Annotated in this window: 18 protein-coding genes; 11 read left to right on the top strand and 7 right to left on the bottom strand. The window is 55.6% G+C overall.

Annotated elements, in window-relative coordinates:
• Nucleotides 1–15: 15 nt before the first annotated feature.
• A complete protein-coding gene (locus WD071_RS13875; protein ID WP_368048986.1) occupies nucleotides 16–732 on the bottom strand; it encodes a YiiX/YebB-like N1pC/P60 family cysteine hydrolase in 717 nt (238 codons plus the stop codon).
• A gap of 39 nt (nucleotides 733–771) precedes the next feature.
• Nucleotides 772–3942 carry a two-component regulator propeller domain-containing protein gene (locus WD071_RS13870; RefSeq protein ID WP_368048985.1) on the bottom strand — a complete coding sequence of 1057 codons (3171 nt, stop codon included), beginning with the start codon at nucleotides 3940–3942 and terminating at the stop codon, nucleotides 772–774.
• Nucleotides 3943–4071: 129 nt separating this feature from the next.
• On the opposite strand from WD071_RS13870, the gene WD071_RS13865 reads away from it, so the two are divergent.
• Nucleotides 4072–4260, top strand: coding sequence for a CPXCG motif-containing cysteine-rich protein (locus WD071_RS13865; protein ID WP_368048984.1), 189 nt, complete (start codon nucleotides 4072–4074; stop codon nucleotides 4258–4260).
• Nucleotides 4261–4401: 141 nt separating this feature from the next.
• Entirely contained in the window at nucleotides 4402–4992 is a 591-nt protein-coding gene (locus WD071_RS13860; protein ID WP_368048983.1) for a YbhB/YbcL family Raf kinase inhibitor-like protein, read from the top strand.
• A 70-nt stretch (nucleotides 4993–5062) separates the two neighbouring features.
• Here the strand turns inward: WD071_RS13860 and WD071_RS13855 are convergent, their stop codons facing one another.
• Nucleotides 5063–6778, bottom strand: coding sequence for an amidohydrolase (locus WD071_RS13855; RefSeq protein ID WP_368048982.1), 1716 nt, complete (start codon nucleotides 6776–6778; stop codon nucleotides 5063–5065).
• A gap of 158 nt (nucleotides 6779–6936) precedes the next feature.
• Between WD071_RS13855 and serB the strand changes: the two genes are divergently transcribed.
• The 5 genes from serB to WD071_RS13830 all read left to right on the top strand — a co-directional run bounded on the left by serB (nucleotide 6937) and on the right by WD071_RS13830 (nucleotide 15071).
• Nucleotides 6937–8148, top strand: coding sequence for a phosphoserine phosphatase SerB (gene serB / locus WD071_RS13850; RefSeq protein ID WP_368048981.1), 1212 nt, complete (start codon nucleotides 6937–6939; stop codon nucleotides 8146–8148).
• Nucleotides 8149–8265: 117 nt separating this feature from the next.
• On the top strand, nucleotides 8266–9300 hold the full coding sequence (locus WD071_RS13845) for a hypothetical protein (RefSeq protein WP_368048980.1): 1035 nt from the start codon (nucleotides 8266–8268) through the stop codon (nucleotides 9298–9300).
• A gap of 465 nt (nucleotides 9301–9765) precedes the next feature.
• Nucleotides 9766–11298: a glucan biosynthesis protein G gene (locus WD071_RS13840; RefSeq protein WP_368048979.1), complete on the top strand. Its 1533-nt coding sequence runs from the start codon at nucleotides 9766–9768 to the stop codon at nucleotides 11296–11298.
• Complete coding sequence (gene mdoH / locus WD071_RS13835) at nucleotides 11261–13420, top strand: glucans biosynthesis glucosyltransferase MdoH (protein ID WP_368048978.1); 2160 nt, start codon at nucleotides 11261–11263, stop codon at nucleotides 13418–13420. The genes WD071_RS13840 and mdoH overlap by 38 nt, the downstream gene beginning before the upstream one ends.
• Nucleotides 13421–13604: 184 nt before the next feature.
• Complete coding sequence (locus WD071_RS13830) at nucleotides 13605–15071, top strand: sodium:solute symporter (RefSeq protein WP_368048977.1); 1467 nt, start codon at nucleotides 13605–13607, stop codon at nucleotides 15069–15071.
• 78 nt (nucleotides 15072–15149) lie between these two features.
• Here the strand turns inward: WD071_RS13830 and WD071_RS13825 are convergent, their stop codons facing one another.
• A complete protein-coding gene (locus tag WD071_RS13825) occupies nucleotides 15150–16712 on the bottom strand; it encodes a diguanylate cyclase (RefSeq protein WP_368048976.1) in 1563 nt (520 codons plus the stop codon).
• 246 nt (nucleotides 16713–16958) lie between these two features.
• On the opposite strand from WD071_RS13825, the gene WD071_RS13820 reads away from it, so the two are divergent.
• Both WD071_RS13820 and WD071_RS13815 read left to right on the top strand, forming a co-directional pair.
• Nucleotides 16959–17213: a hypothetical protein gene (locus tag WD071_RS13820; protein WP_368048975.1), complete on the top strand. Its 255-nt coding sequence runs from the start codon at nucleotides 16959–16961 to the stop codon at nucleotides 17211–17213.
• Entirely contained in the window at nucleotides 17210–18115 is a 906-nt protein-coding gene (locus WD071_RS13815) for a DUF1853 family protein (RefSeq protein ID WP_368048974.1), read from the top strand. Before WD071_RS13820 ends, WD071_RS13815 begins: the two co-directional genes overlap by 4 nt.
• A gap of 4 nt (nucleotides 18116–18119) precedes the next feature.
• On the opposite strand, the gene WD071_RS13810 is transcribed toward WD071_RS13815, so the two are convergent.
• Nucleotides 18120–19067 (bottom strand): DUF5715 family protein, encoded by a 948-nt coding sequence (locus WD071_RS13810; RefSeq protein WP_368048973.1) that lies wholly within the window; start codon nucleotides 19065–19067, stop codon nucleotides 18120–18122.
• Between the two features lie 195 nt (nucleotides 19068–19262).
• On the opposite strand from WD071_RS13810, the gene WD071_RS13805 reads away from it, so the two are divergent.
• Both WD071_RS13805 and WD071_RS13800 read left to right on the top strand, forming a co-directional pair.
• The gene (locus WD071_RS13805) at nucleotides 19263–20882 is read left to right on the top strand and encodes a tetratricopeptide repeat protein (RefSeq protein ID WP_368048972.1); all 1620 of its coding nucleotides are present in this window, start codon (nucleotides 19263–19265) and stop codon (nucleotides 20880–20882) included.
• Between the two features lie 250 nt (nucleotides 20883–21132).
• Nucleotides 21133–21492: a DUF454 family protein gene (locus WD071_RS13800; RefSeq protein ID WP_368048971.1), complete on the top strand. Its 360-nt coding sequence runs from the start codon at nucleotides 21133–21135 to the stop codon at nucleotides 21490–21492.
• Here the strand turns inward: WD071_RS13800 and WD071_RS13795 are convergent.
• Both WD071_RS13795 and WD071_RS13790 read right to left on the bottom strand, forming a co-directional pair.
• A complete protein-coding gene (locus WD071_RS13795) occupies nucleotides 21462–21812 on the bottom strand; it encodes a hypothetical protein (protein WP_368048970.1) in 351 nt (116 codons plus the stop codon). The genes WD071_RS13800 and WD071_RS13795 overlap by 31 nt on opposite strands.
• A gap of 46 nt (nucleotides 21813–21858) precedes the next feature.
• Nucleotides 21859–22998, bottom strand: coding sequence for an AI-2E family transporter (locus tag WD071_RS13790; RefSeq protein ID WP_368048969.1), 1140 nt, complete (start codon nucleotides 22996–22998; stop codon nucleotides 21859–21861).
• Nucleotides 22999–23011 lie beyond the last annotated feature (13 nt).

The following is a 23011-nucleotide window of genomic DNA, read 5'->3' as shown; positions in this document are numbered from 1 at the left end:
GTACGACAGTTACGACTATTCGAGCACCTGACGAAAACCATGCTCAATGGTCGGCTTGACGATGCTGAAATACGGGGACAGATCAAAATCACCGGGGACGTAATGCGTAAAGTGGCGCGCCATGGACACCGATTCGCCTGTTTTGTCTTCAACCCTGATCAACTCCGGCAGAATGGGATAACCGATTTCTTGATAGGCTTCGGCAATCAGGGTTGAACAAATGGCCTGTGTCGGCTCACCACTGCCAAAAGTGATCATATCGCGGCGGTACTTTACCGGCACGGCAGGGCTTTGTATCAGATAACGGGCCAGGTCGAAAATATTCTTCAGGTCATAAACATAACCCAGCCTGGCCTGGGCAAAATCGATGACCGAGGCCTTGTCTGCGTCACTGAGCCCGACCGGGCGACAGATACGAATATTGTGTTGTTCGTATTTACGCAACGGGACCTGCGTTACCCCGTTGTTCAGATCGGCTTCTATCAAACTCGGCAGATCCGGGTCTGCGCGCTCCGCGCCCACATACAGGCAGGCATGCGACCAGGTGGATTGAGTCAGGTATTTGATTGCGGTACTGATACGACTGTTGCCGTCTACCAGAATGATGTCAGCAGGCTGCAGCGTGTCGATGACCTCCTGCAACGGCAGACGACTCAAACGCTCATATCCCGGGCGTGGTTTGCTCAGATAGACCGCGAGGCGACGGCCTATCGCGCGGGAAATCGAATCCATAATGTCAGTGCCTCTGGCTCGGAATTTCTCGGGGTAGTTTTATCGACCTGCAACAGTAGCACCATCGGAATGAAAACGAAAAACAGCCTGTGCGTCCTTTTTTGCGGTATACATGGCCTGATCTGCGGCAACCAACAGCCTTTCCAGATCATTGTCATCTTCGGGATAAAGACTGATGCCAATACTGACGCCGACGCTGACCTGATGCGACTCCCGCGACACCGATTCAAGGATATCGACGGGTGCGGTAATGGCCTGTTTGAGTTTATCTGCCACTCTGGCAGCGAACTGGTGATCTTTGATATCGGTCAGGAGCAGCACAAACTCGTCCCCCCCCATGCGGCAGACAATATCGCTGGCACGCAATACCGAGCGAATCCGTTCAGCCAGCACGACAAGGACGCTGTCGCCAACATCATGTCCCCATTTATCATTGATTTCCTTGAACAGATCAATGTCAACGAACAGAATCGCCGCTTTTGTGTGTTCGCGCGCGGCCGTGATCAATGCCTGATCCCCCAGAGACATGAACAAACGGCGATTGGGCAGGCCGGTCAGGTAGTCGTAGTATGCAATCTTGCGAATTTCCTCTTCTGCCTGCTGACGCCGCGTGACCTCTTGCTGCAGACTTTCATTGGCGCGCATCAGTTCCCGGGTGCGGTCCCCGACCACCAGTTCCAGCTCCTGATTGCGACGGCTGACACTGATGGTCTTGTAGCGATACAGGGAGAGCAGCAGAAGTGCCAAAGAGATACTCAGTGCTACCTGGAACCAGACGGTTTGCCAGAGGGCAGGCGCGATATATATCGGCACGGCTGCCACGTCACTGCTCCACAGCCCGTCACTGTTGCTGCCCCTGACCTCGAAGACATAACGACCGGGCTGCAGGTTGGTATAACTGGCGTAGCGACGCCCCTCAGACGGTATCCAGTCCTCGTCTACGCCGGTCAATCGATACATATACTGGTTGCGCGCCGGGGCAGAAAAATCCAGCGCTGCAAATTCGAATGACAGATAATTTTCTTCGTGGCTCAATTCAACAACCGGTGCTCCTGCATCAATTGAGCGGTCCTCATTGAGTACGGTAAACCGGGTCACCACAACTGGCGGACTGTAGGTACTTTCCACGATGTCACTGCTGTTGAATACATTAAATCCATTTATGCCACCAAAATACATCTCCCCGGTTTCAGCCTTAAAATACGCCCCGTTGTTAAACTCTTCAGCCTGCAGGCCGTCATTCAGGCCGAAGTTGGTGAAGGTTTCAGAGGCTGCATCAAAGCGCGAGATACCTTTGTTGGTGCTCATCCAGAGCAGGCCGTTGTCATCAATAAGAATGCCGTAGATGACCTCATTGGGCAGTCCGTCAGCCACCGAGTAGACCGTGAATGTTTCAGTGTCCGGGTCAAACCGGTTGAGCCCGCCACGTGAACCGAACCACACAATGCCATCGTTGTCCTCAATGATGGAAAAAACCGAAGCGTTGCTTAGTGAGTTGTTATTGCCTGGCTCATGGGTAAAATTGATCAGCTCACCAGTATCAACGTTCAGGCGGCTGACACCTGTGGTCACGGTGCTGAACCAGATATGCCCGGCCCGATCTTCGTAGAGTGCCGAAATTCGATCACCGGGTATGGAGCCCGGATCATCAGGGTCATGCTCGTAGCGGGTAAAGCGGCCGGTCAGGGGATCAAGGACATTCAGCGCATCGCGCGCGCCGGCCCACACCTGTCCCCGGCTGTCGACCAGCACACGCCAGACCACATCGTTACTGAGACTGGCGGAATTGTCGGGACTGTTGTGGTCGAGGGGGTGATAGTTAGTGAACGTTTCCGTGGCGGGATCGAAGCGCGACAGGCCACCATGGGTAGCCAGCCACAATTGCCCCTGCGCGTCCATGTCCAGGGCGCGGACAATATTATGCGGAATCCCCTGTGGATCAGCCGGGTCGTGAACGTAGTGCGTAAAATCACCGGTATCGAGATCCAATGCATTGAGCCCGCCTTCGGTCCCGATATACAGCGTGCGATCATCCCGGTAGAACGCGCGCACCGTATTCTGGCTGAGACTGTTGTCGTGCCACCATTGATGCTGGTAATGGCGGAAGCGCGCCTGTTTTGCATCATACTTGTTCAGGCCCCCGACGTGAGTGCCGAACCAGAGGATACCGCTGCTGTCTTCCAGCACCGCCAGCACATGGTCATCACTGAGGGAATTGGCCACGCCCGGCTGGTAGTTCAACGGGCTGAACACACCTGTGTCACGATCAAACAGATCCAGGCCACCGCCCAGGTAGTGTCCCACCCACATCCGTCCCTGGCTGTCTTCATACAGCGAGCGCAAAGAGTTTGAACTGATGCTTCCGGGCACGGTCGCATCATGTAAGTAACGTGTGATTCTGCCGGTGTCAGGATCCAGTGAGTTCAGACCACCGGTATTGGTACCAATCCATAAGGTGCCTTCGCTATCCATCATCAAGGTCGTGACATCGTCGCTGGACAGACTGTTGGCAACATCTGGCTGATGGCGGTAACGCGTGACCTGGCCCGTGCTGACATCAAATCGGTTCAGACCTGCATCTTCGGTGCCTATCCACAACACACCATTTTTGCCCTCGACCAGGGTATTGATCCGGTCACTGCTCAGGCTTGTCACATCGCCCGGATCATGTCGATAATGCGTAAAGCGCCCGGTATCGCGATCCAGCAGATTAAGCCCCCCGCGCGAGGTTCCCACCCAGAAATTGCCGGCGCTGTCGTCCAGCAGCGCCAGCACAACAGGATGGCTCAAAGCACCAGCAGCATTGGCATCGTGGTTATACTGAACAAAGGAATCCGTTGCGCGCTGATAGCGATTCAGGCCGTTTGCTGTGCCCGCCCACAGTGTTCCCTTGCTGTCTTCATACAAAGACCAGACTGTGCTGTTGGACAATTTTACTCGCGCTTCATCGTCGCTGCCCGCATCGGACTGATGCCGATACACAACAAAGTCGTAACCGTCATAACGATTCAGCCCGTCCTGGGTGGCCAGCCACAGATAGCCCTGATGATCCTGCACAATGGCGTGAACCGAGTTCTGCGACAGGCCATCGGTAACAGTCAGGTGCTCAAAAAAAATGTTGTCGGTCTGCGCCCGGCCATGGGAGCATATGCTCAGAAACAGCATCAGGAAAACAACATCAATGATCGGTCTGAAAGCTGGACGTTTCACGCGATTCTGACTCTCGGGTATTCTGGTATCTTGGTCTCTTCACCCGGATTATCGCACCTTGTCAGCAGGCAAGCCAATAAGCTGAATGGAAACAGGAAAGCAGGTTCAACCTTACGGAGGTACGCATCCATGCTGACTGAAGTAGCCAGAATACAATGCCCTTACTGCTGGGAGATGATCGAACTGATTGTCGACTGCTCTGTTGCAGACCAGGAATACACCGAGGACTGCGGCGTATGCTGCCGCCCAATAATCATCACCGTGTACGCTGAAGGCGGTGAGCTGCAGCATATTGAGGCTCGCTCGGAAGACGATTGACGAGGGCAAACATTGCCTTTGTATAACGGTTTCGATACTGTCAGTGAACAGCCTGGCACGGGGTTAATACAATGTCGGGAAAATCGGCCAGGAAAATCGGCCAGGAAAAAACGGCCAGAAAAAACTGTCAGGAGAAGACTCATGGGCATCGCACGCAAATCCGCTTATAACATGCTCGCCATACTCTCTATACTGTTCGCTTTCAGCTCAGCCGTGCATGCGCAAGGTAATTTTGTTCTCACCGTAGAGGGTTTCGAGGACGGCGGTGATATCCCGGTGCGCTTCTCGCAGGCAGCAGAGGATGCTCAGCCCGGCGGCGGCACGTCCCCTGAAATCAGCTGGGTAAACGCGCCGGAGGGCACTCGCAGCTTTGTGGTCAACATGACAGATCTGGATTTTGCGCCCAACAAGGGCACCCGGACCCAGGTCCACTGGGTGGTGTGGAACATCCCCGGCAATGCAGACGGACTGGCAGAGGATCAGCCCAGCGGAAATCAGTTACCCAATGGGGCATCACAAATCAGCGCCACTGGCCGTGTTTATCGTGGACCCGGCGCACCTGCTACACGCCCCCGGCATCATTATCTGTTTGAGGTCTACGCACTGGACACCGAACTTAATGTCGGCGCAACCGACGACCCGCTGGAAACCCGTGATGCGGTTATGGCTGCGATGGAAGGACATGTGCTGGGCAAGTCCGTCTACATGGGGCGCTTTCATCGCCCGCAATAAACGCCAGTCAAACCACCGCCGGAGCTCGCAGCGAACGACAGGAAGTTGCTGCTTTCTCCGGCATCCGTGATCAGTTCTGATAAGTGATCTTGCCACCGACGATGGTCATCACTGTTTGCGCGTCCAGAATATCCTGGGGCTCTACCGTCATGAAATCACGATCGAAGACGGTGAAATCAGCGTATTTTCCTACCTCAATTGAACCACGGACATTTTCCTGAAACGCCCCATGCGCCGGCCAGATGGTAAACATTCTCAAAGCCGTTTCGCGAGATACCGCCAACTCCGGATGCCAACCAGCACCATCGGTACCATCAAGGCGTTTGCGGGTGATGGCGGCATAAAATTCAATGCGCGGATCGCCAGCCTCCACAGGCGCATCTGAGCCACCCAGTATCATCAGGCCCTGATCAACAAGTTGTTGCCAGGGATAGGCATAGCCCAGCCTGTCAGCCCCCAGCCGGGCGGGGGCAAAATTCAGATCACCAATACCATGGCTGGGTTGCATGGAGGGCAATACCCCCAGATCAACGAAGCGCTGCTGATCACTTGGCGGGATAATCTGGGCATGTTCCATGCGCCAGCGCAGATCGTCACTGGCCCATTCGCTGCGCGGGACCGCCGCATACGCCTCTTCGTACCAGTCCAGCAGCGTCCGCACGGCGCGATCACCGATCACATGGGTTTCGATCTGTATGCCCTGGCGCAGAGCGGCATGCAGCACCGGCACAAGCTCTTCCCGGGTGGTGCGATTCATGAAACCGTTGTGATCCGCATCCGAATAATTCTCGATCAATGCGGCGCCGCGAGAACCCAGGGTGCCGTCAATGAAGACCTTGATACCACGCACATCCAGCATGTCATCAGACGTTGTCTCGCGACCCCGCGCCAGCATCTGGCTGGCTTCGGCGATAGGAATGGCGGCATAAACCCGATGCGTCATATCGCCGTCCGCGTGAATCTGCTGCATTAAATCCACCAGTCGATAGGACATGCCGGCATCCTGGGTCTGAGTCCAGCCCATGGCCGCGTTAGCCCGCAGACCACGAAGCAGATTGTCCTTCAGGTAATCGTCCGTCTCCGGCGGCAAAATGTCGCGAAACACGTTCATGGCATTTGCCAGCACATAGCCGGTGGGGTTGCCATCCAGATCACGTTCAAATCGACCACCTTCCGGATCTGGTGTGTCACGCGTCACGCCCGCCAGTTCCAGCGCCCTGGAATTGACCAATGCCGACACACCATCGGCGCGTGGCATGTACAAGGGTTTGTTGGCAGTGAATGCATCAATATCTGATTTGTTAAGAAAGCGCTGCTCGTCTGTCCACTCGCGCTCGATCCAGCCACGGCCCAGAACCCAGTCACCCTCCGGTATCGTCGCCGCCCATGCTTCAATGGTCTGCACGGTTTCCTGCAAAGTGGTAATGCCGAACAGGCTCAGGGTCTTGGTGCGCCGACCAACGCCTTCCAGGTGTTGATGGCTGTCGGTGAAACCGGCATAAACCGTATTGCCAGCCATGTCCAGAACGTTAGCCGAGCCACACATGTAACGTTGAGCATCGGCATTGCTGCCAACAAACACAATCCGGCCCGCTTTACTGGCAACCGCTTCTGCGGTCCACTGCGCATCATTGGCGGTGTACACAGTTGTGTTATGCAAAACCATATCTGCGGCATCACAACTCACATCATTGTTTGCTGCGACCGGGGACGTGGATGATGACGGGTCACTGCAGGCCGCTGCCAGCAGACTGGCAGCGAGGGTAAGAGGGATTAACTTGTTCATTGCGGGAATTCCGATTGATTGGATCGCACCGGAGTATACCTGCCCTGGCAAAGGCTGCAAGACTGAGCACTGCCCCAGTGCCTGTATGGGATCAGCTTTTACAGGTACAATACGCGGCTTATGATAGCGGCAGGCCGCAGACTCCGGAGCGTTTGACCTTGAAACAGATTGTCCTGATCAATATTACCGGCCCGGATCGTCCCGGACTGACCGCTGCCATCACCGGGATCCTGGCAAGATCTGATGTCAGCATTCTGGATATTGGCCAGGCCGTCATTCATGACACGCTGTCTTTCGGCATACTGGTAGGCATTGACTCTCAACACGAACAATCTCCCGTACTGGACGATGTGCGCATGCGCGCCTCCCAGCTGGACCAGCAGGTTCGTTTCACCACGGTCAGCGCCGAGGACTACGAACAGTGGGTCACCGGTCAGGGTAAGCCCCGCCATATCGTGACCTTGCTGGCGCGCCGCGTCACTGCCGACCATATCGCGCGCGTGAGCTCCATCACCGCGCAACACGGCCTCAACATTGACCATATCGACCGCCTGTCGGGACGCATGGCGCTGGGGCTGGCAGGTGATCAGGGCAAAGGCTGTATTGAATTCTCCGTGCGCGGCGAGGCGGAAGATCCTGATGCCTTGCGCGCAGAGTTTCTGACCATTGCCCAGGAGCTTAATGTCGACATCGCCTTTCAACAGGACAACATCTTCCGCCGCAATCGCCGTCTGGTGGTCTTTGATATGGACTCCACGCTGATTGACGCCGAAGTCATTGATGAGCTGGCCAAAGCGGCCGGGGTGGGTGATCAGGTAGCCGGGATCACCGAGCGCGCCATGCGCGGTGAACTTGACTTTCAGGCCAGCTTCCGGGAGCGCATGGCTCTGCTCAAGGGCCTGCCGGAGACCACGCTGGAAGATATTGCCTCCCGGCTGCGCCTGACCGAGGGCGCCGAAACCCTGATCAGCCAGCTGCGGCGCCTGGGATATAAAACCGCAATCCTGTCGGGCGGTTTCATGTACTTTGCCGAGCGCCTGCAGAAAAAGCTGGGCATCGATTATGTTTACGCCAACGCCCTGCCCATCAAAGACGGCCTGGTCACCGGGGAAGTGCAGGAACCGATTGTTGACGGCCAACGCAAAGCCGACCTGCTGCGTGAGCTGGCGCAGCGTGAAGGCATCAGCCTGGAGCAGACCATTGCCGTTGGTGATGGTGCCAATGACCTGCCCATGCTCTCAATTGCGGGGCTGGGCGTGGCCTTCCGCGCCAAGCCGCTGGTCAAAAAATCCGCCAAACAGGCCATCTCGACACTGGGCCTGGATGGCATCCTCTACCTGCTGGGGTTTCGCGATCGCGACGGTTTCTGAATTTGCTCAGTTTTTCGCCACAACTGACCGAAACGCACTTTACAAGCAACGCAGACAGGGATACCGTTAGCGACAGAATTAATGCGTTCACACAAGAACAAAATCAGGAGCCCGGACATGAAAAAGGCAGGTCAGCACGTCGCGAAATCCACCCTTCTTGGGCTGTCACTGGCGATCGCATCTTCGCTCGGTAGCGCCCAGGACGCCGAACGCCCGGATTTGGGCGGCCTGTGGACCAATGCTTCACTGACCAGCCTCAACCGCCCTCAGGATGTCGACTCGCTGGTGGTGACCCCGGAAGAAGCTCAGATGATCGTGGCCAATACCTCGGTTGCGGGCCTGCCGCTCGCCGAAGTCGACGCGCCCGACGCCAGTACCGGTGAAGCGCCACCCGCAGGCAGTTTTGACTTTGGCCTGCGCGGCTACAATGATTTCTGGATTGATCCGGGCTCCAACCTGGCCCTGGTCAAGGGCGAATTCCGCACCTCCTATGTGATTGACCCGGAAAATGGCCGCGTGCCGCGTCTGGAAACACCCAGAGTGGAAGTTGCCCGCAGCTTCGGCGCACGTTATGTCACCGGCCAGGGCAATGCCGATGGTCCGGAAGCCCTGCCGCTTTCCGAGCGTTGTTTTATCGGATTTGGCAACACGGCCGGTCCGGGCATGATGGGTACCCTTTACAACAGCACCTATCAGTTTGTGCAAACTGAAGATTACTTCACCATTCTGGTGGAAATGAACCACGATGCCCGCATCATACCCTTGTATGACAGCGCTGAAGAAGCTCGTGCCAATACCCGGCCGGCAGAACTGAACCAGTGGTTTGGTGACTCCAGGGGCTGGTATGAGGACGGCTGGCTGGTGGTGGAAACCATTAATATTAATCCTCAGCAAATTGCCGAAAGTTCTGTGCCGATCACGGCAGATGGCGTCATTACCGAACGTTTCATGCGTTACTCGGATACAGAAATTGTCTATCAATTCACAGTCGACGATGACAATCTGTACAGCCAGCCCTGGACCGCCGAGTTGAGCTACCACGCCACCGAGGGCCCGATGTACGAATACGCGTGTCATGAAGGCAACTATGCCATGCCCGGCATCCTGGCGGGCGCAAGACGTGCCGAAGCAGAGGCGGCAGGCGAGCTGTAAAGCCGCCGCTCCCATTCCGTACGCTGAGTAAAAGTCTGTATTCCCGGGCCGGATTTTGCGTCCTCAGAACGTTGTCTGCACGCGCAGCGTCAGACGACGGAAACGGCTACTGCAGGAATCTTCAATCTCATTGACAATGCCTCTGATGAAAGTGCCGTCACAACGTCGGCGCCACGCTGCATCTGTCTATCAGCCGGCTGCAGATTGTCATCGCTGTTCAGGGCAGAATACATCTGTCTTGGCTACCTAAGCGTATGAAGAATATAACAAAGGTCATATACAGAGTCATCCGGGCCGTGCCGTGAACCCTGACCCTGTATTGAATGATTTTAATTCTTTGTGCGGTCTTCAGACATAAGTTGGTTTGTTGCCTGAAAATAGTTTTGCGAAATATCTAGTCAAATGAAAAATCTCTGCTACTTTAGCGAGGCTAAATGCGGACACAAGGTTCAAACGGAGTGAATCATGCAGTCAAGGCTTCACGCCTCCATCCCTGAAATGATGTTAGTCAAACGTACCCCGGCCGTACTGGCCTCCCTGATCCTGCTGCTGTTGCCCGCCTGGGCATCTGCTCAGAGCGAACGTTTTTCACGAAGCGTGGTCATTGATGCCGCACAATCTCTGGCGGAAACGCCATTTGTGCCACTGGAGCCGGTACCCGATGAATTGTTGTCCCTGGACTACGATCAGTACCGCAGTATCCGTTATCGCAAAGGTGCTGCCATCTGGGGCGGAACGCCGACCCGGTTTTCCATAGAGTTTTTCGCGCCCGGCAGTCTTTACGATACCGGTGTTGATATCTCCATCGTGGAAAACGCTGTCGCCATGCCCATTCCACTAACTGATGACGCCTTTGAGGGGGTGTCCGACGAGGTCGCCCAACTCTTGCAGTCAATCGCCAAAGTTGCTGGCTTCCGCCTGCATTACTCATTCAATGAAGAATATCAGGATGAGTTTGTCGTGTTCCAGGGCGCCAGCTACTTCCGCGCAGTGTCACAAGGGCAATCCTACGGCCTGTCGGCACGTGGCCTGGCCATTGATGTTGCGGAACCATCGGGTGAAGAGTTTCCTGTATTCCGCGAATTCTGGATTGAACGTCCGTCTTCGCGGGCAGACAGTATTGTGGTCCACGCCCTGCTGGACAGCCCGCGTGTGACCGGCGCCTACCGCTTTGGCATCTACCCTGGCGCCCCGACGCGCATGGATGTGGAAGCCACCTTATTTGCCCGCAGCGAGCTTCGTCACATCGGCATAGGCACGCTGACATCCATGTATACCTTTGGCAGCATGGATGCGTCTGACATACCCGACTATCGCAGTGCCGTGCATGATTCCAACGGTCTGGCCATGATCAATGGTCAGGGCGAACACATCTGGCGGCCTCTCAACAATCCACGCGGGTTGCAGATCAGCGCCTTCATGGATTACAACCCGCAGGGCTTTGGACTGATGCAACGCCACCGCACACTCGAGGAATACCAGGATCTCGAGGCAAACTATCATCGGCGCCCATCAGCCTGGGTCCGTCCGGTCGGCAATTGGGGTGAAGGTCATGTCGTGCTGGCGGAGATTCCTACCCCTTCTGAATTCAATGACAATATAGTCGCCTACTGGCGTCCGGCAACACCGCTGACACCAGGCGAACCATTCCGTTTTGCATATCACATGAGCTGGCCTGACGACCGGCCTTTACCTGAAAACTTCGGCCGGGTAGTTCGCAGTGCATATGGTCTCAAGCTGGCCCAGCCCTTTCCGCAGATGGTGATTGATTACAGCGATCTGCCAGCGGATATTGCCTTGAATGACGTTACTTTCGATGCCACTGTGACGGCTGGCACGGTGCTGGAAACCATTGTGCAACCCAACCACCTGAACGGCGCTCGGGTTATTGTTACCTTTGACCCGCAAGGGGCCGATTTGAGTGAAATCCGGGTCAGACCCGCTTACCAAGGAGAGGCAATTGGAGAAACCTGGTTCTACCGCTGGACCGGCGGATAACCCCGGGGCCAATCAGGCCCGACTGGCGCTTCCTCCGGAAAGTCCACTCAACATGCCGCGTCAGGGACAGCATGCCGCTGGCCTGTCGTTGCGCAGCGGCTGGTCCATGTTCCGGGCATGGACCTGGTTCATGCGTTTAACTCTGACCGTCACTACCTTGGCACTGACCAGTTATGGTGTGCATGAAATGTACGCCGTCATGAACCGCAGCATTACCGCTGTGCAGTGGATATTTCTGGTTTTGTTTTCTGTCAATTTCGCCTGGATCAGTTTTGCCGGTGTGCAGGCGTTGTTTGGTTTTTTGCTGCTCATGGCACGGGATCTGCTGGGCCGTCATCATGTTCATGACCGGCCACCCGGTATCAGGACTGCTGTTCTGGTGCCTGTGTACAATGAAGACCCGGTGCGGGTTGCGTCTGCCATTGAAGCAATGGCAGACGGTCTGTCCAAAGAGGCGCCAGGGCTATTCTCTTTTTTCATTCTCAGTGACTCCAATCAGGCATCGGCCTGGATCAACGAAGAGTTCACTTTTCGTGAGCTCATTGCTGCCAGCGGCGAGCATTGCCCCATTCACTATCGTCATCGTCGTGACAACAGCGAGCGTAAAGCGGGCAACATTTCCGACTGGGTCATGCGCTGGGGTGGTGGCTACGAGGCCATGCTGGTCCTTGATGCAGACAGCATCATGGGCCCGGCGACCATGATAGAAATGGCCCGGCGCCTGGAGGCAGAACCCGGATTGGGATTGCTGCAGACAGTTCCTTCCATTGTCTGGGGCAATACTCTGTATGCGCGCCTGCAACAGTTCGCCAACCGTCTATACGGGCCGATTTTCAGTAACGGACTGTCCATCTGGCATGGCGAGGGCAGCAACTTCTGGGGCCACAACGCGATTATCCGCACTGCCGCGTTTGCGTCGTCGGCACACTTGCCCATACTCCGGGGCAAACCGCCCTTTGGCGGCCATGTGATCAGCCACGATTTCATCGAGGCGGCCTTGCTGCGGCGTAACGGCTGGGGCGTGAAGTTGGCAACCGACCTGCACGAAAGTTATGAAGAACCACCACCCTCAATTACCGATGTCATGGTGCGCGATCGACGCTGGTGTCAGGGCAATCTGCAACACTCGCGCTTTTTGTTTGCCAAAGGTCTGGCAATGACCAATCGCCTGCACATACTGTCAGGCATTATGGCCTACATGAGCGCGGTGTTCTGGCTATTGCTGGTGGCTACCGGTCTGCTGCTTGCCGTGCAGGCCGAATTCACCCGCCCGGAGTACTTCACCCAGCCATCTTTGTTTCCAACCTGGCCAGTATTTGACTCAGAACGTGCCATCAATCTGTTTATTGTCTCGATGAGCATTGTATTACTGCCAAAGTTCCTCGGCTGGTGCAGCGCCATCATTAATCTTCGCCGATGTTTCCGGTATGGTGGTCCCATCCTGCTCACGCTCAGCGTTCTTGCTGAAGTTGTTTTATCGGCGCTGGTTGCCCCCATCATGATGTTGGCGCAAAGCCGTATGGTCTGGGAAATATTCACCGGCGGTGACAGCGGCTGGAAACCCCAACGCAGGGATGATGGTTCAATTTCAATCACAGACGCGCTACGTCGGCACAAGTGGCACATGGCAGTTGGCGTCGCGATATCAGGCCTGACATATTATCTACACCATGACCTGTTTTTGTGGACCTTACCGGTAACGGCTGGCCTGATGTCTTCTGCCTTCTTGTCCTGGGCCAGCGGAAAACGGGGCCCCGGTCAGGTGTTAAAACGAATCGGTATCTTACGCACGCCGGAAGAGAAACGTCCCGGGCCGATACTGAGCTGCGTTACTCAGCGCCTGGCTGGCAAAAAAGCGGGGCCGGCGGCGGAACAGATCTCAGCTTTCGTGAAACTAACCACTGACCCGGCGTTTTGTGCCTGGCACTGTGCGCAATTGATACCTGTAAACCCGGATAAAACCGGCTTTAATCCTGCTATGGTGTTGGCGTCCGCAAAGGCAAAGCAGTCAACGTCAATCAATGATCTTGAAGCTTTCCTGACGCCAGCGGAAAGCATGGCCTTTTTGCAGAACCCCGATCTTATCCGCGACGTTGCAGCTCGCGGCTCAGAAAGCCCCTGAGTTGCAGCTTGCCACAAAATAATGGTTAACAACCGCTCGGCAGCGCTATACAATCGGCCCGCAATGTCTGCTCAAGGCTCGGCGCTGCGTCACTTTCGGTCGGTCCTGATCTCAATGCCACAGCACCAGACAAGCACATTCATACAAGAAACCATTAGTACAAGGAAATTCCGGGGGGATTCCAATGAACCTGGCTGGCGTGACGATTATCGTCTATCTGGCACTTATCGCTCTGGTAAGTGTTTACCTGACCAAACGCAATAAAAATTCTGCTGACTGGGCCATTGGCGGCGGTGGTATGGGTTTGTGGCTGATTGCTGCCGGCATCGCCGGCACCCGTATAGGCGGTGCCGGTACATACGGCGTGGCCGGTGACACCATGAACACCGGTGTCTGGAACATGTGGTATGGCGTCAACTCTTTCCTTGCCCTGGCACTGGTAGGCCTGCTGTTTGCCGTGCCCTATCGTCGCCTGCGCCTGACCACGATCAGCGAGTTGTTTGTCAAACGTCACAACAGTTCGCGCAACGGCTGGCTGACCAGTCTGTGTGTGCAGACCGAATACCTGATCATCAATATATTGGAGCCGCTGCTGGTCGGTATCATCATCAGCGCTGTGTTTGGCATCAACCGCGAAGTGGCGATTATGCTGGGCGCCGTGATCATCATCATGTCGACCACATTCTCAGGACTGCGCGGCGCATCAGCCACCAACGTGATTCACGTGATTGTTGTCATGTTCGGCCTGGGCGCGGTAGCGATTATCGCCGGCAATGAGCTTGGCGGCATCAGTGGCATCAAGGAAAAAGTCGATGTGGCGCTGCTGAGCTCTGACATTGAACCCACAAGCTGGTGGAGTTTTGTTGGCCTGGGCTGGTTCCCGATCATTGCCATGTTCTTCTCGGCCGTCATTCACACGCCGGCAGCATCGGTCTATGTCAATTACTCCAGCTCGGCCCGCACCGAGAATCTGTTGATCCCGGCGTTTCTGATCGCGGGTGTACTGGCTGCTATCATGCCCATTCTGGCCTCGATCATTGGTATCGAGGCCGTGGCGCGATACGGCACCGAAAGTGGCATCAGCAGTTATGCCACCATCACCCAGATCGCCACCGACACCGGACCTATCATTGGTGGCATTGCCATTGCTGCGGTGCTGGCAGCCCTGATTTCTTCTGGCGGGCCTATCCTGCTGTCCAGCGCCACCCTGTTTGTTAATGACTGGATACCCGGTTCAGCCGAATTCGAACCCAAAAAGAAGCTTAAAACCTATCGGGTTACCAGCGTACTTTATGGCCTGTTTGCCGGCGTACTCGCCTGTCTGCTGCCTATTACCTCTGTGCTTGAACTGCTGCTGCTCGGCTTTGCCATGGTGGTGCCACCGGCGCTGGCTATCGGCTTCATATTCTACTGGCGCAAAACAACGGAACAGGGTGTGTTCTGGGGTATCGCCTCGGGCTATGGCCTGGGCCTGCTGGCCTGGGCGGTGAATACATTCTTCCTGCATCTGGAGAACGATGTCGCGGCCTATTTCACAACACTGGTGCCGCTGGTGGTTATTCCGGTGGTGTCACTGTTGACGCAGTCGCCGGAGAATCAGGGCGAGAAATGCGACAGCTTCTACCGGCAGTTGAAAACGCCTCTTTCGTGACCTGACAGGTTCTTTCTCTACAGCCTTCGGGCAGAACCGGGCAGCTTCGTGCTAACCCGGTTCTGCCCGCAGACGCCATCAACCCTCAAGCCGGTCCAGGGCTTCGCCGCGCGCCACACTGACGCCGTTGCGACCCGTATTCTTGCTCCGGTACATCGCCCTGTCAGCCCGGGCTACCATGCTGTCATGGCTGGTGTCACCTGACTCTTTGCTGGCGACGCCAAGACTGACAGTTACTGAAAAATCAGTCCCCTTGCCATCGGAATAGACCACACCAGCCAGCGTTTTATGCACTTTTTTGGCCACATTGACTGCCTGTTCCAGGGACGTTTCCGGCAGCAATAAGGCAAACTCCTCTCCACCGTGACGGGCAGGCAGGTCTTCAGGGCGGGTAACCTCTGTCAGTTTCTGCGACGCAAGTTGCAGTACCTTGTCGCCAATCTGATGACCGTATGTGTCATTGACGTGTTTGAAGTGATCAAAGTCAAACATAATAATCGATAATGGCGTGCGATGGCGCTCTGCACGCGACCACTCATTGGTTAATACTTCATACAATCGGCGCCGATTAGCCAATTGAGTCAGGTCATCTGTATTGGCAATTGCACGCAATTGTTCATTCAGCGTTCGCAACTCTTCCTCGGCTGCCATCAGTTTTTTTTGCGCATCGCGCTCCTGTGTGACATCCCGAAACAAAATTACCTGTCCGGTTCTGACATGGCGTCGCGTGGTCACGTCAGATATTCTGATGTTCAGGCAGCGACCATCTGCGAGGGTGACATCCGATTGCTCGTCTTCGTGCAGGTTCAGCTCTTCGGCGACAACATCGGGCAGGGGGCTGCCTACACTGGTAAGCTCGGCACCGAGCATCTTACGCGCGACTGGATTGGAGTCCACGATGATACCGGCATTATCAACGACTAAAAGACCATCACTCATATTATCCATAGTGAGACGACGCGCCACGGGCAGCGCTGAAAAGAAACGCCTCCGGGTGACAAGTAGCATCAAAACGCCGGCGATCACAAAACCGATTGGCGTGGGGTCAATTGGCAGATACCTGCCACCCATGACGAATGGCAGATTTACACCCAGCACCACTACAGGTGCCAGCATCGTTGCTAATAACTGCAGCCTGTATAACGGTGACAAACCAATATGAATACAGATGAGCACCGTGCCAGCCAGCACACTCATGTATGAAAACGCAACGTTGGCACGAAACCAGGGGCCGTAGTCAATCGAAAGGCCAGGCTCACCCGGAATTAGCGCAAAATGCTGCCACAGCAGGCCATGAAATTCATTGCTGATGGCCATCCCCACCGTGAGTACCGGCATGATCCACAGAACAGGATACCAGCGTGACAGAAAGGCATGATACCCGCAGTAGGACAGTGCAACCGACAACCAGAGCACAGGCACGGAGGCGATACCAACATATTGCAGTTGGGAGATCAGGTAGCGGTAATCCAGGTTGTGCCAAAGCAGGCTCCCCCACTGCATGGCACACCACCAAGCCATGGCGGCGCCCAGAGCCGCTACGTAAGCACCGGTCGGCCGCTGGATACGCCTGAATGCGTACACTGACATATACAGAGTAACGCAGGCGCCCAGGAAGGAAGGAATTGCCCACAAATGCATGGAAAATGTCTCGCAGCAAGGCTGCCTGTAGCCAAGGATCGCGGCAAGCATACCGCGCTATCACAGTAGCAGCAACCAACATTCCGCTACATGCTCGCGTCGCGTCAACCTTCTTTGAGGCTGTCTGCGCGCCGGGCTTGACCCGTTTGCCGACTAACAGTAGTCTGAGAAGTCAGTGCAGGTCCGCACATCCTGGTCCAGATTCTGGCCCGAATGCTGTAGTGCATAACGAGGATCAAAACAGCGATGATCAACTCAACCATGCAAAGCGGTCTTCACGGCATGCAGACCGCCTACCAGGGCATGACCCAGTCTGCCGCTGACATTGCCCGCTTGAACACCCGGAATAATGATGCCGGTGCAAACATCAATGCTGAATTGTCCGGCGTCACGGAACCGCTGGTCGCGCTGCGTATGAATCAGAATCTCTTTGATGCGTCAGCCAAAGTCCTCAGCACCTCTGACGCCATGATCGGATCGTTGCTGGACGTAACCGTTTGACCCTGGCGCCACCCGTCCGAATCGCAACATTCCAGACCCCGGCAGTCAGGCATCTGGCCTGGTTGTGCCACAGCCCTCAACTCATCAATAGCGCGTTAAACTTCAGACCGACCGACTTACTGCCATCAGATCTGATGAGCACTCTCGCACAATGGGACAGATATCCCGAGCGGGGGCCCGCTGTGTTGACCGAGACTCCCCATTATCGCCTTGGTCTGTACTTCGAGCAGCTTTATGAATGTCTGATGACTGATATTCTGGCGTGGACAGTGGTGGCCAGAAATCTACCGATCAGGGCAAACGGCATTACGCTGGGGGAATTGGATTTTGTTGTACACAATCCGCACAGCGGCCACAATGAGCACCATGAAGTTGCCGTTAAATTTTATTTGGGATACATGGCGCGTGATAGCACTGACATACGCTGGTATGGCCCGAATGCGCGTGATCGACTGGATTTAAAATCCGAGCGCATGCTGCGGATGCAAAGCCAGCGCTGCCAGTTGCCGGAAACTCACACGGCATTGTCCGCCGCCGGCATTTCGATTCCGTCAATAAACAGAATATTCATGCCGGGTTATCTGTTTTATCCGTTTGACAACGAGTTGCCGTCGCCAGCCACAGCGGATGCCGGTCATTTACGCGGCCGCTGGCTTTATCTTCAGCAGGCGCGAAAACTGGGAAACCTGGATGAGTGTGTAATATTGCGCAAACCGCACTGGCTGGGGCCCTGGCTACAGTCTGTTGCGCCTGATCAGGAAGCGGTGCACAGGGCGTTTGCGGAAATCGAAGAAAGCGACACACCACGACTGTTTGCCTCACTGACTTATGACAGTAAAACGGCTGCCTGGCGGGAAACGGAGCGCTTTTTTGTTGTACCCGCTAGCTGGCCCGGACGATAGAGAACTAGGAACCGTCCAGTACCACACGCAGAGTCTGGCCGATTCTGAGCAGATCACCGGCAAGGTCATTCTGGCGGCGCAGTACGTCGACACTGGTTTCGTATCGGCTGGCGATGCGCCACAACGTTTCTCCGCGTTGCACTTCGTGAGTGACTTCACGAACCATGGGCGCCGATGCAGCGCTGGCGACCGAAGTGGTCGACGAACCGCCGGTATCACCGGGAACGGTCAGTTTCTGCCCTATGTGGATCAAATCGCTACGCAGACCATTGGCAACACGCAGTTGCGCGACGGTGGTACCCATACGAGCAGCCACGGCAGTCAATGTATCACCGCGCAGCACGGTGTACTCACGAGTCTGCCCTGTGATGGTGGCTAAATAATTGGTATACGGTTCCGGGAATATGGCGACGTGGTAGTGCGGCGGTCGACGCTCGCGGGTAACATCAAGCACTTGGCTACTTTCCAGCGACAACAGTGTTCCTTCCAGCCACGCGCGACAGCGGCCGTTGGATGGAATACGCAGATCTACCGCCATGCCGGTAGGGTGAACTGAATCGTCTGATGCATTGGCCGGCTGCCGGGCGATGGGCCGGGTCAGGCTGGTAACCGTGAGTTTTTCACCGCAGGCATTAAAATACTGGTTGCTCAACCGCTCAATCAGGGTTTTGACCGCCGGACGCGCGTAGGGATACGACACATTGTGCAGAGCCATGGTGCGACTTGCGCTGACACGCATCAGTTCACCATTATCCACCAGTTCGGCCACCTGGCTTGAGGTCTGGACGAAGGTGTAACCGTGCATCACCGCATGCTGGTTCTGCTGTTCCATGGATGCCCGCGACCCGCGCATGGTCTGGGCCTGCGCTGGATCTGCCACGTATAACATGAGTAGTGCTACAAGTGCTGGTGTCAGGTTCCGCATACCGTCTGCCCCACTGGTTGTCGTCATTGTTGTTTTGCCGCAACCGCATTCTCACGTTAATTATTTGATTTGTCCAGCACCAACATGATTTTATTAATAAATATTTCCTTCCGCCAAGAACTCCAAAAGGTGACTGAAAGGGCCGCAGGAATCAGAGAATAATCCCTCCGTGCCCTGCGCAAATTTGTTACAGTAGATATTCAATCGAACAGGAGATCAATCATGGTACGTCGACTTCAGGCCCTCACACTACTGATTGCGCTTACACTGGGTCATCATGCGACTGCGCAGGACCATAACCAGAGCACACAGGACGCCAGTCAGGTGGGCAGCGCCAATGTGGATTTCCGGACTTCCTGCACAGCGGCCACTTCGGACGACTTCAACCGGGCTGTCGCCCTGATGCATTCGTTCTGGTTCGCGGAGGCCATCGACGTGTTTAACGGGGTGTTGGCCGTGGACGAGAACTGCGCCATCGCTCATTGGGGCATTGCATTGAGCCACTGGGGTAATCCGTTCGCCGGCCAGCGCAACGCCCGGCAACTCGAACGCGGTCAGGCGGCCGTGACTCTGGCTCAGGGTACCGGTTCGCCAACACCGAGGGAAACTGCCTATATCGGCGCCGTTGCGGAGCTTTTTGCGGACAATCAGCCGGCAAACCAGTCGCAACGGACTCTGGCCTACGAAAATGCCATGCGTGATCTGACTGACAACTATCCCGAAGACATGGAAGGCAAAATTTTCTACGCACTGGCCATTAACCAGAATGCTCAGGCCAGTGACAAAACCTATGCAAATCAATTGAAAGCCGCTGCGATCCTGGAGCCCCTGTTCGAACAACACCCGGACCACCCCGGACTGGCACATTATATTATCCATGCCTTTGACCACCCGCCGCTGGCCGAACGGGCATTGAATGCGGCACAGGTATATGCCTCGCTGGCACCGGATGCACCGCATGCCCTGCATATGCCATCGCACACCTTCACCCGTGTGGGCATGTGGCAGGAATCCGTCGGGACCAACCTACGTGCGGCGCAGGCGGCACGCAACGACAATGATGTCGGCTCGGAACTGCATGCGCTGGACTACCTGACCTACGCCTATTTGCAGATGGGACAGGACCGTGCCACAGCAGGTGTGGTCGAACGGGCACTGTCTCTGACCGAGCAGGTCAATATCACAGCCGTCGGCGCAACCCAGGCCGGGGCGTTTGCAATTGCGGCCATCCCGGCCCGTTACGCGCTGGAGCGGGAAGATTTCAACGCAGCGGCAAATCTTGCTGTCAACCCGGCTGACACACCACACACACAGGCAATGACACATTTCGCCCGCGCGGTGGGCGCCGCTCGCAGCGCACATCCGGATGCAGCCGCGGCAGACATTGAAATGCTGGCCGCCCTGAAGCAACGCGCAGAAGACAATCGCGATGCCTACTGGACTGAGCAGATCGACATTCAACTGCAGGTTGCAAAAGCCTGGGTGACCTTTGCACAGGGCGACCATGATCAGGGCCTTGCTCAGTTACGGGAGGCAGCGGAAATTGAGGACGGCACTGACAAATCGGCGGTGTCTCCGGGCCCCCTGGCGCCCGCGCGCGAGCTTCTTGGCATGATGCTGCTGGCAGCCGGGCATCCCGAGCTTGCGCTGACTGAGTTCAAGGCAACCATGCAGAAAGAACCCAACCGCTTTCTGGCGCTGAAAGGCGCAGCGCAAGCTGCGCACGATGCGGGTGACACCGAAGCAGCACACGGCTATTATCAGGATCTGTTGAGGGTCGCTGAAACCGCCGATTCTGATCGCCCGGCACTGCAAAGGGCCCGCGCATACCTTGCACGATAAGGGAAGGCATGACGGGGGCATAAAAGGGACGGAGGAATCTGGCTTCGCTAAAAACCTCCGTCCCCTTTTATGCTTACAGGTGAAACTGGCCACTTATTGGTTTCTGACGCTAACCGACTCACATTAAGCAAGAATATAAAGCTTAATAATCAAAAGCTTAAAAACTGGCACAATCACTGCTAGGTAAACTGCACTGAGATCGTCATTTCGACGGTCTAATGATCAGACCAGAAACTCCGGGAGCGTGTTTGTGCACTTACCTTCACCACATTTTCGTCCATTGCCACTGTACGCCAAAATCATCGCATTGCTGTTGATTGCCGGTTTTGTCCTGATCGGCATAATTGGCTTGGTACTCCCAATCATTCCCGGCGTTCTGTTTCTGTTCCTGGCGGCGTTGTTGCTGACTCGAGTGTCGCGCCGGGCATCGACTTACGCACACAATCAACCCTGGTTCCGCAGACATCTGCAGTCCTGGCGCGCCAGCAAGGGTCTGTCATGGGGCCAGCGCGCCCGCCTGTCCTTTTGGGTCGCAGCAAAAGCTGTGGTACAGGGTATCGGGAGCGGCATAAACTTCGTCTACCGACGCATGCGCGGCTCACGTACCTGAATCAGGATCGAACCCCGATTTTCCTCACTGAAGTCCAGAACTGTGCCTTTGCTGCGCAGAAAAAACAGCTCGCCCAAAACCGCATCTCTGATCAGTCCGCCACCTACGATCAACCGTAGTTGCGACGCATAACTTTGTTGCCAGCAACGGTTCAGCGCAACCTCAAATTTCATCAACGCTTCTTGCACAGTTTCACGCTGATGTGCGATGTCAGCTGTCAATGTGGAATCATCACCCTGACTCCACAACGGGTTATCACACTTGACACACAGGGGTTCCAGATGACGATCCGTGATTTCACCAGGCGGCTGCCTGTTCACCAGGCCACAGAAAAGGCATTGTCTGCTATCTGGTTTTACGGACATATCATGCGCGGGTTTCGATTATCTGGATCCAATGACCCGGAACATTAAGCTGGCTGGCGGCCAATTTGATGCAGACCAGGAGCGGCACCGCCAGCAGAACGCCAACAACCCCCCACAACCAGGCCCAGATGATCAGCCAGATCATCAGCACCAGCGGATTCAGGCGCATGTGCTTGCCCAGCACAGTCGGCGTCACAAACTGTGCTTCAATACCATTGATGACAAAATAAACCAGTGCCGGCACCAGCGCAAACGCGACAAACCCATACTGCGCCAGACCTGCCAGCACCAGCAGGCTCAAACCAATGAACATGCCAACATAGGGTGCAAAGTTAAGCAGACCCACCAGAACCCCCCACAACAGGGCATCCTCGACACCAATCAACCACAATACGCCAGCCGTTGTCAGGCCGAGCAATGAGTTGATGATACTGACCGTCAGGATGTAGCGCGACAGCTCGATTTCAATATTATCAATAAGCCCATGCGCTGCATCTTTGTCCTTCACTGCAGGCAGATACCGGATCGCCGACTCAAACAGGCGGGCCCCAAACACCAGCAAAAAAATCGTCAGCGTCAAACAGGTCACCAGCTGTGCCAGGAATATCGGCGTCGCCGCCAGCATATAGACCATGAGCTCCACGCCGCCCTGGGTAAGTCGCTCGCTTACCGCACTACTGCCATCACTCAGCTCTTCTTCTACTTCGACCTCGCCGCCAAACAGTCTGGAAAAAAATGCTCGCGACGGATCCTCCTGATCTTCCTCTGGTGATGCGCTCCAGGCCGAAGTCATGGTGTCAATCTGTTGTGTGAAGGTTGCTGACAGTTCAGGCAAACGCTGTGCCCACTTTTGCACCGGCCCGGCCAGTTCCATACCTAACAGGGTAAACGGTACGGCGATGGTGCACATCAACACAATGGCTGAAAGCGCCCTGGGCACATGATAACGGCGGAAAAAATTGACAGCGGGAATCAACAGCAGCGTCAACAGCAGGGCGACCACAATGGGCACCAGTAATGTCTTGGCAAAATACAGGGTGTACAACATGGCCAGCGCCAACAACCCTTGCAATACGCGTGTTATCAAATTAACAGGCAGGTCTTCACGATGGTGTTCTTGATCAGTTATTTCTTTACTCATCCCTGCGTTACTC

The sequence above is a fragment of the Pseudohongiella sp. genome, from assembly GCF_040877505.1.
Classification (GTDB): domain Bacteria; phylum Pseudomonadota; class Gammaproteobacteria; order Pseudomonadales; family Pseudohongiellaceae; genus Pseudohongiella.
This window is presented reverse-complemented; position numbering and strand designations above follow the sequence as displayed.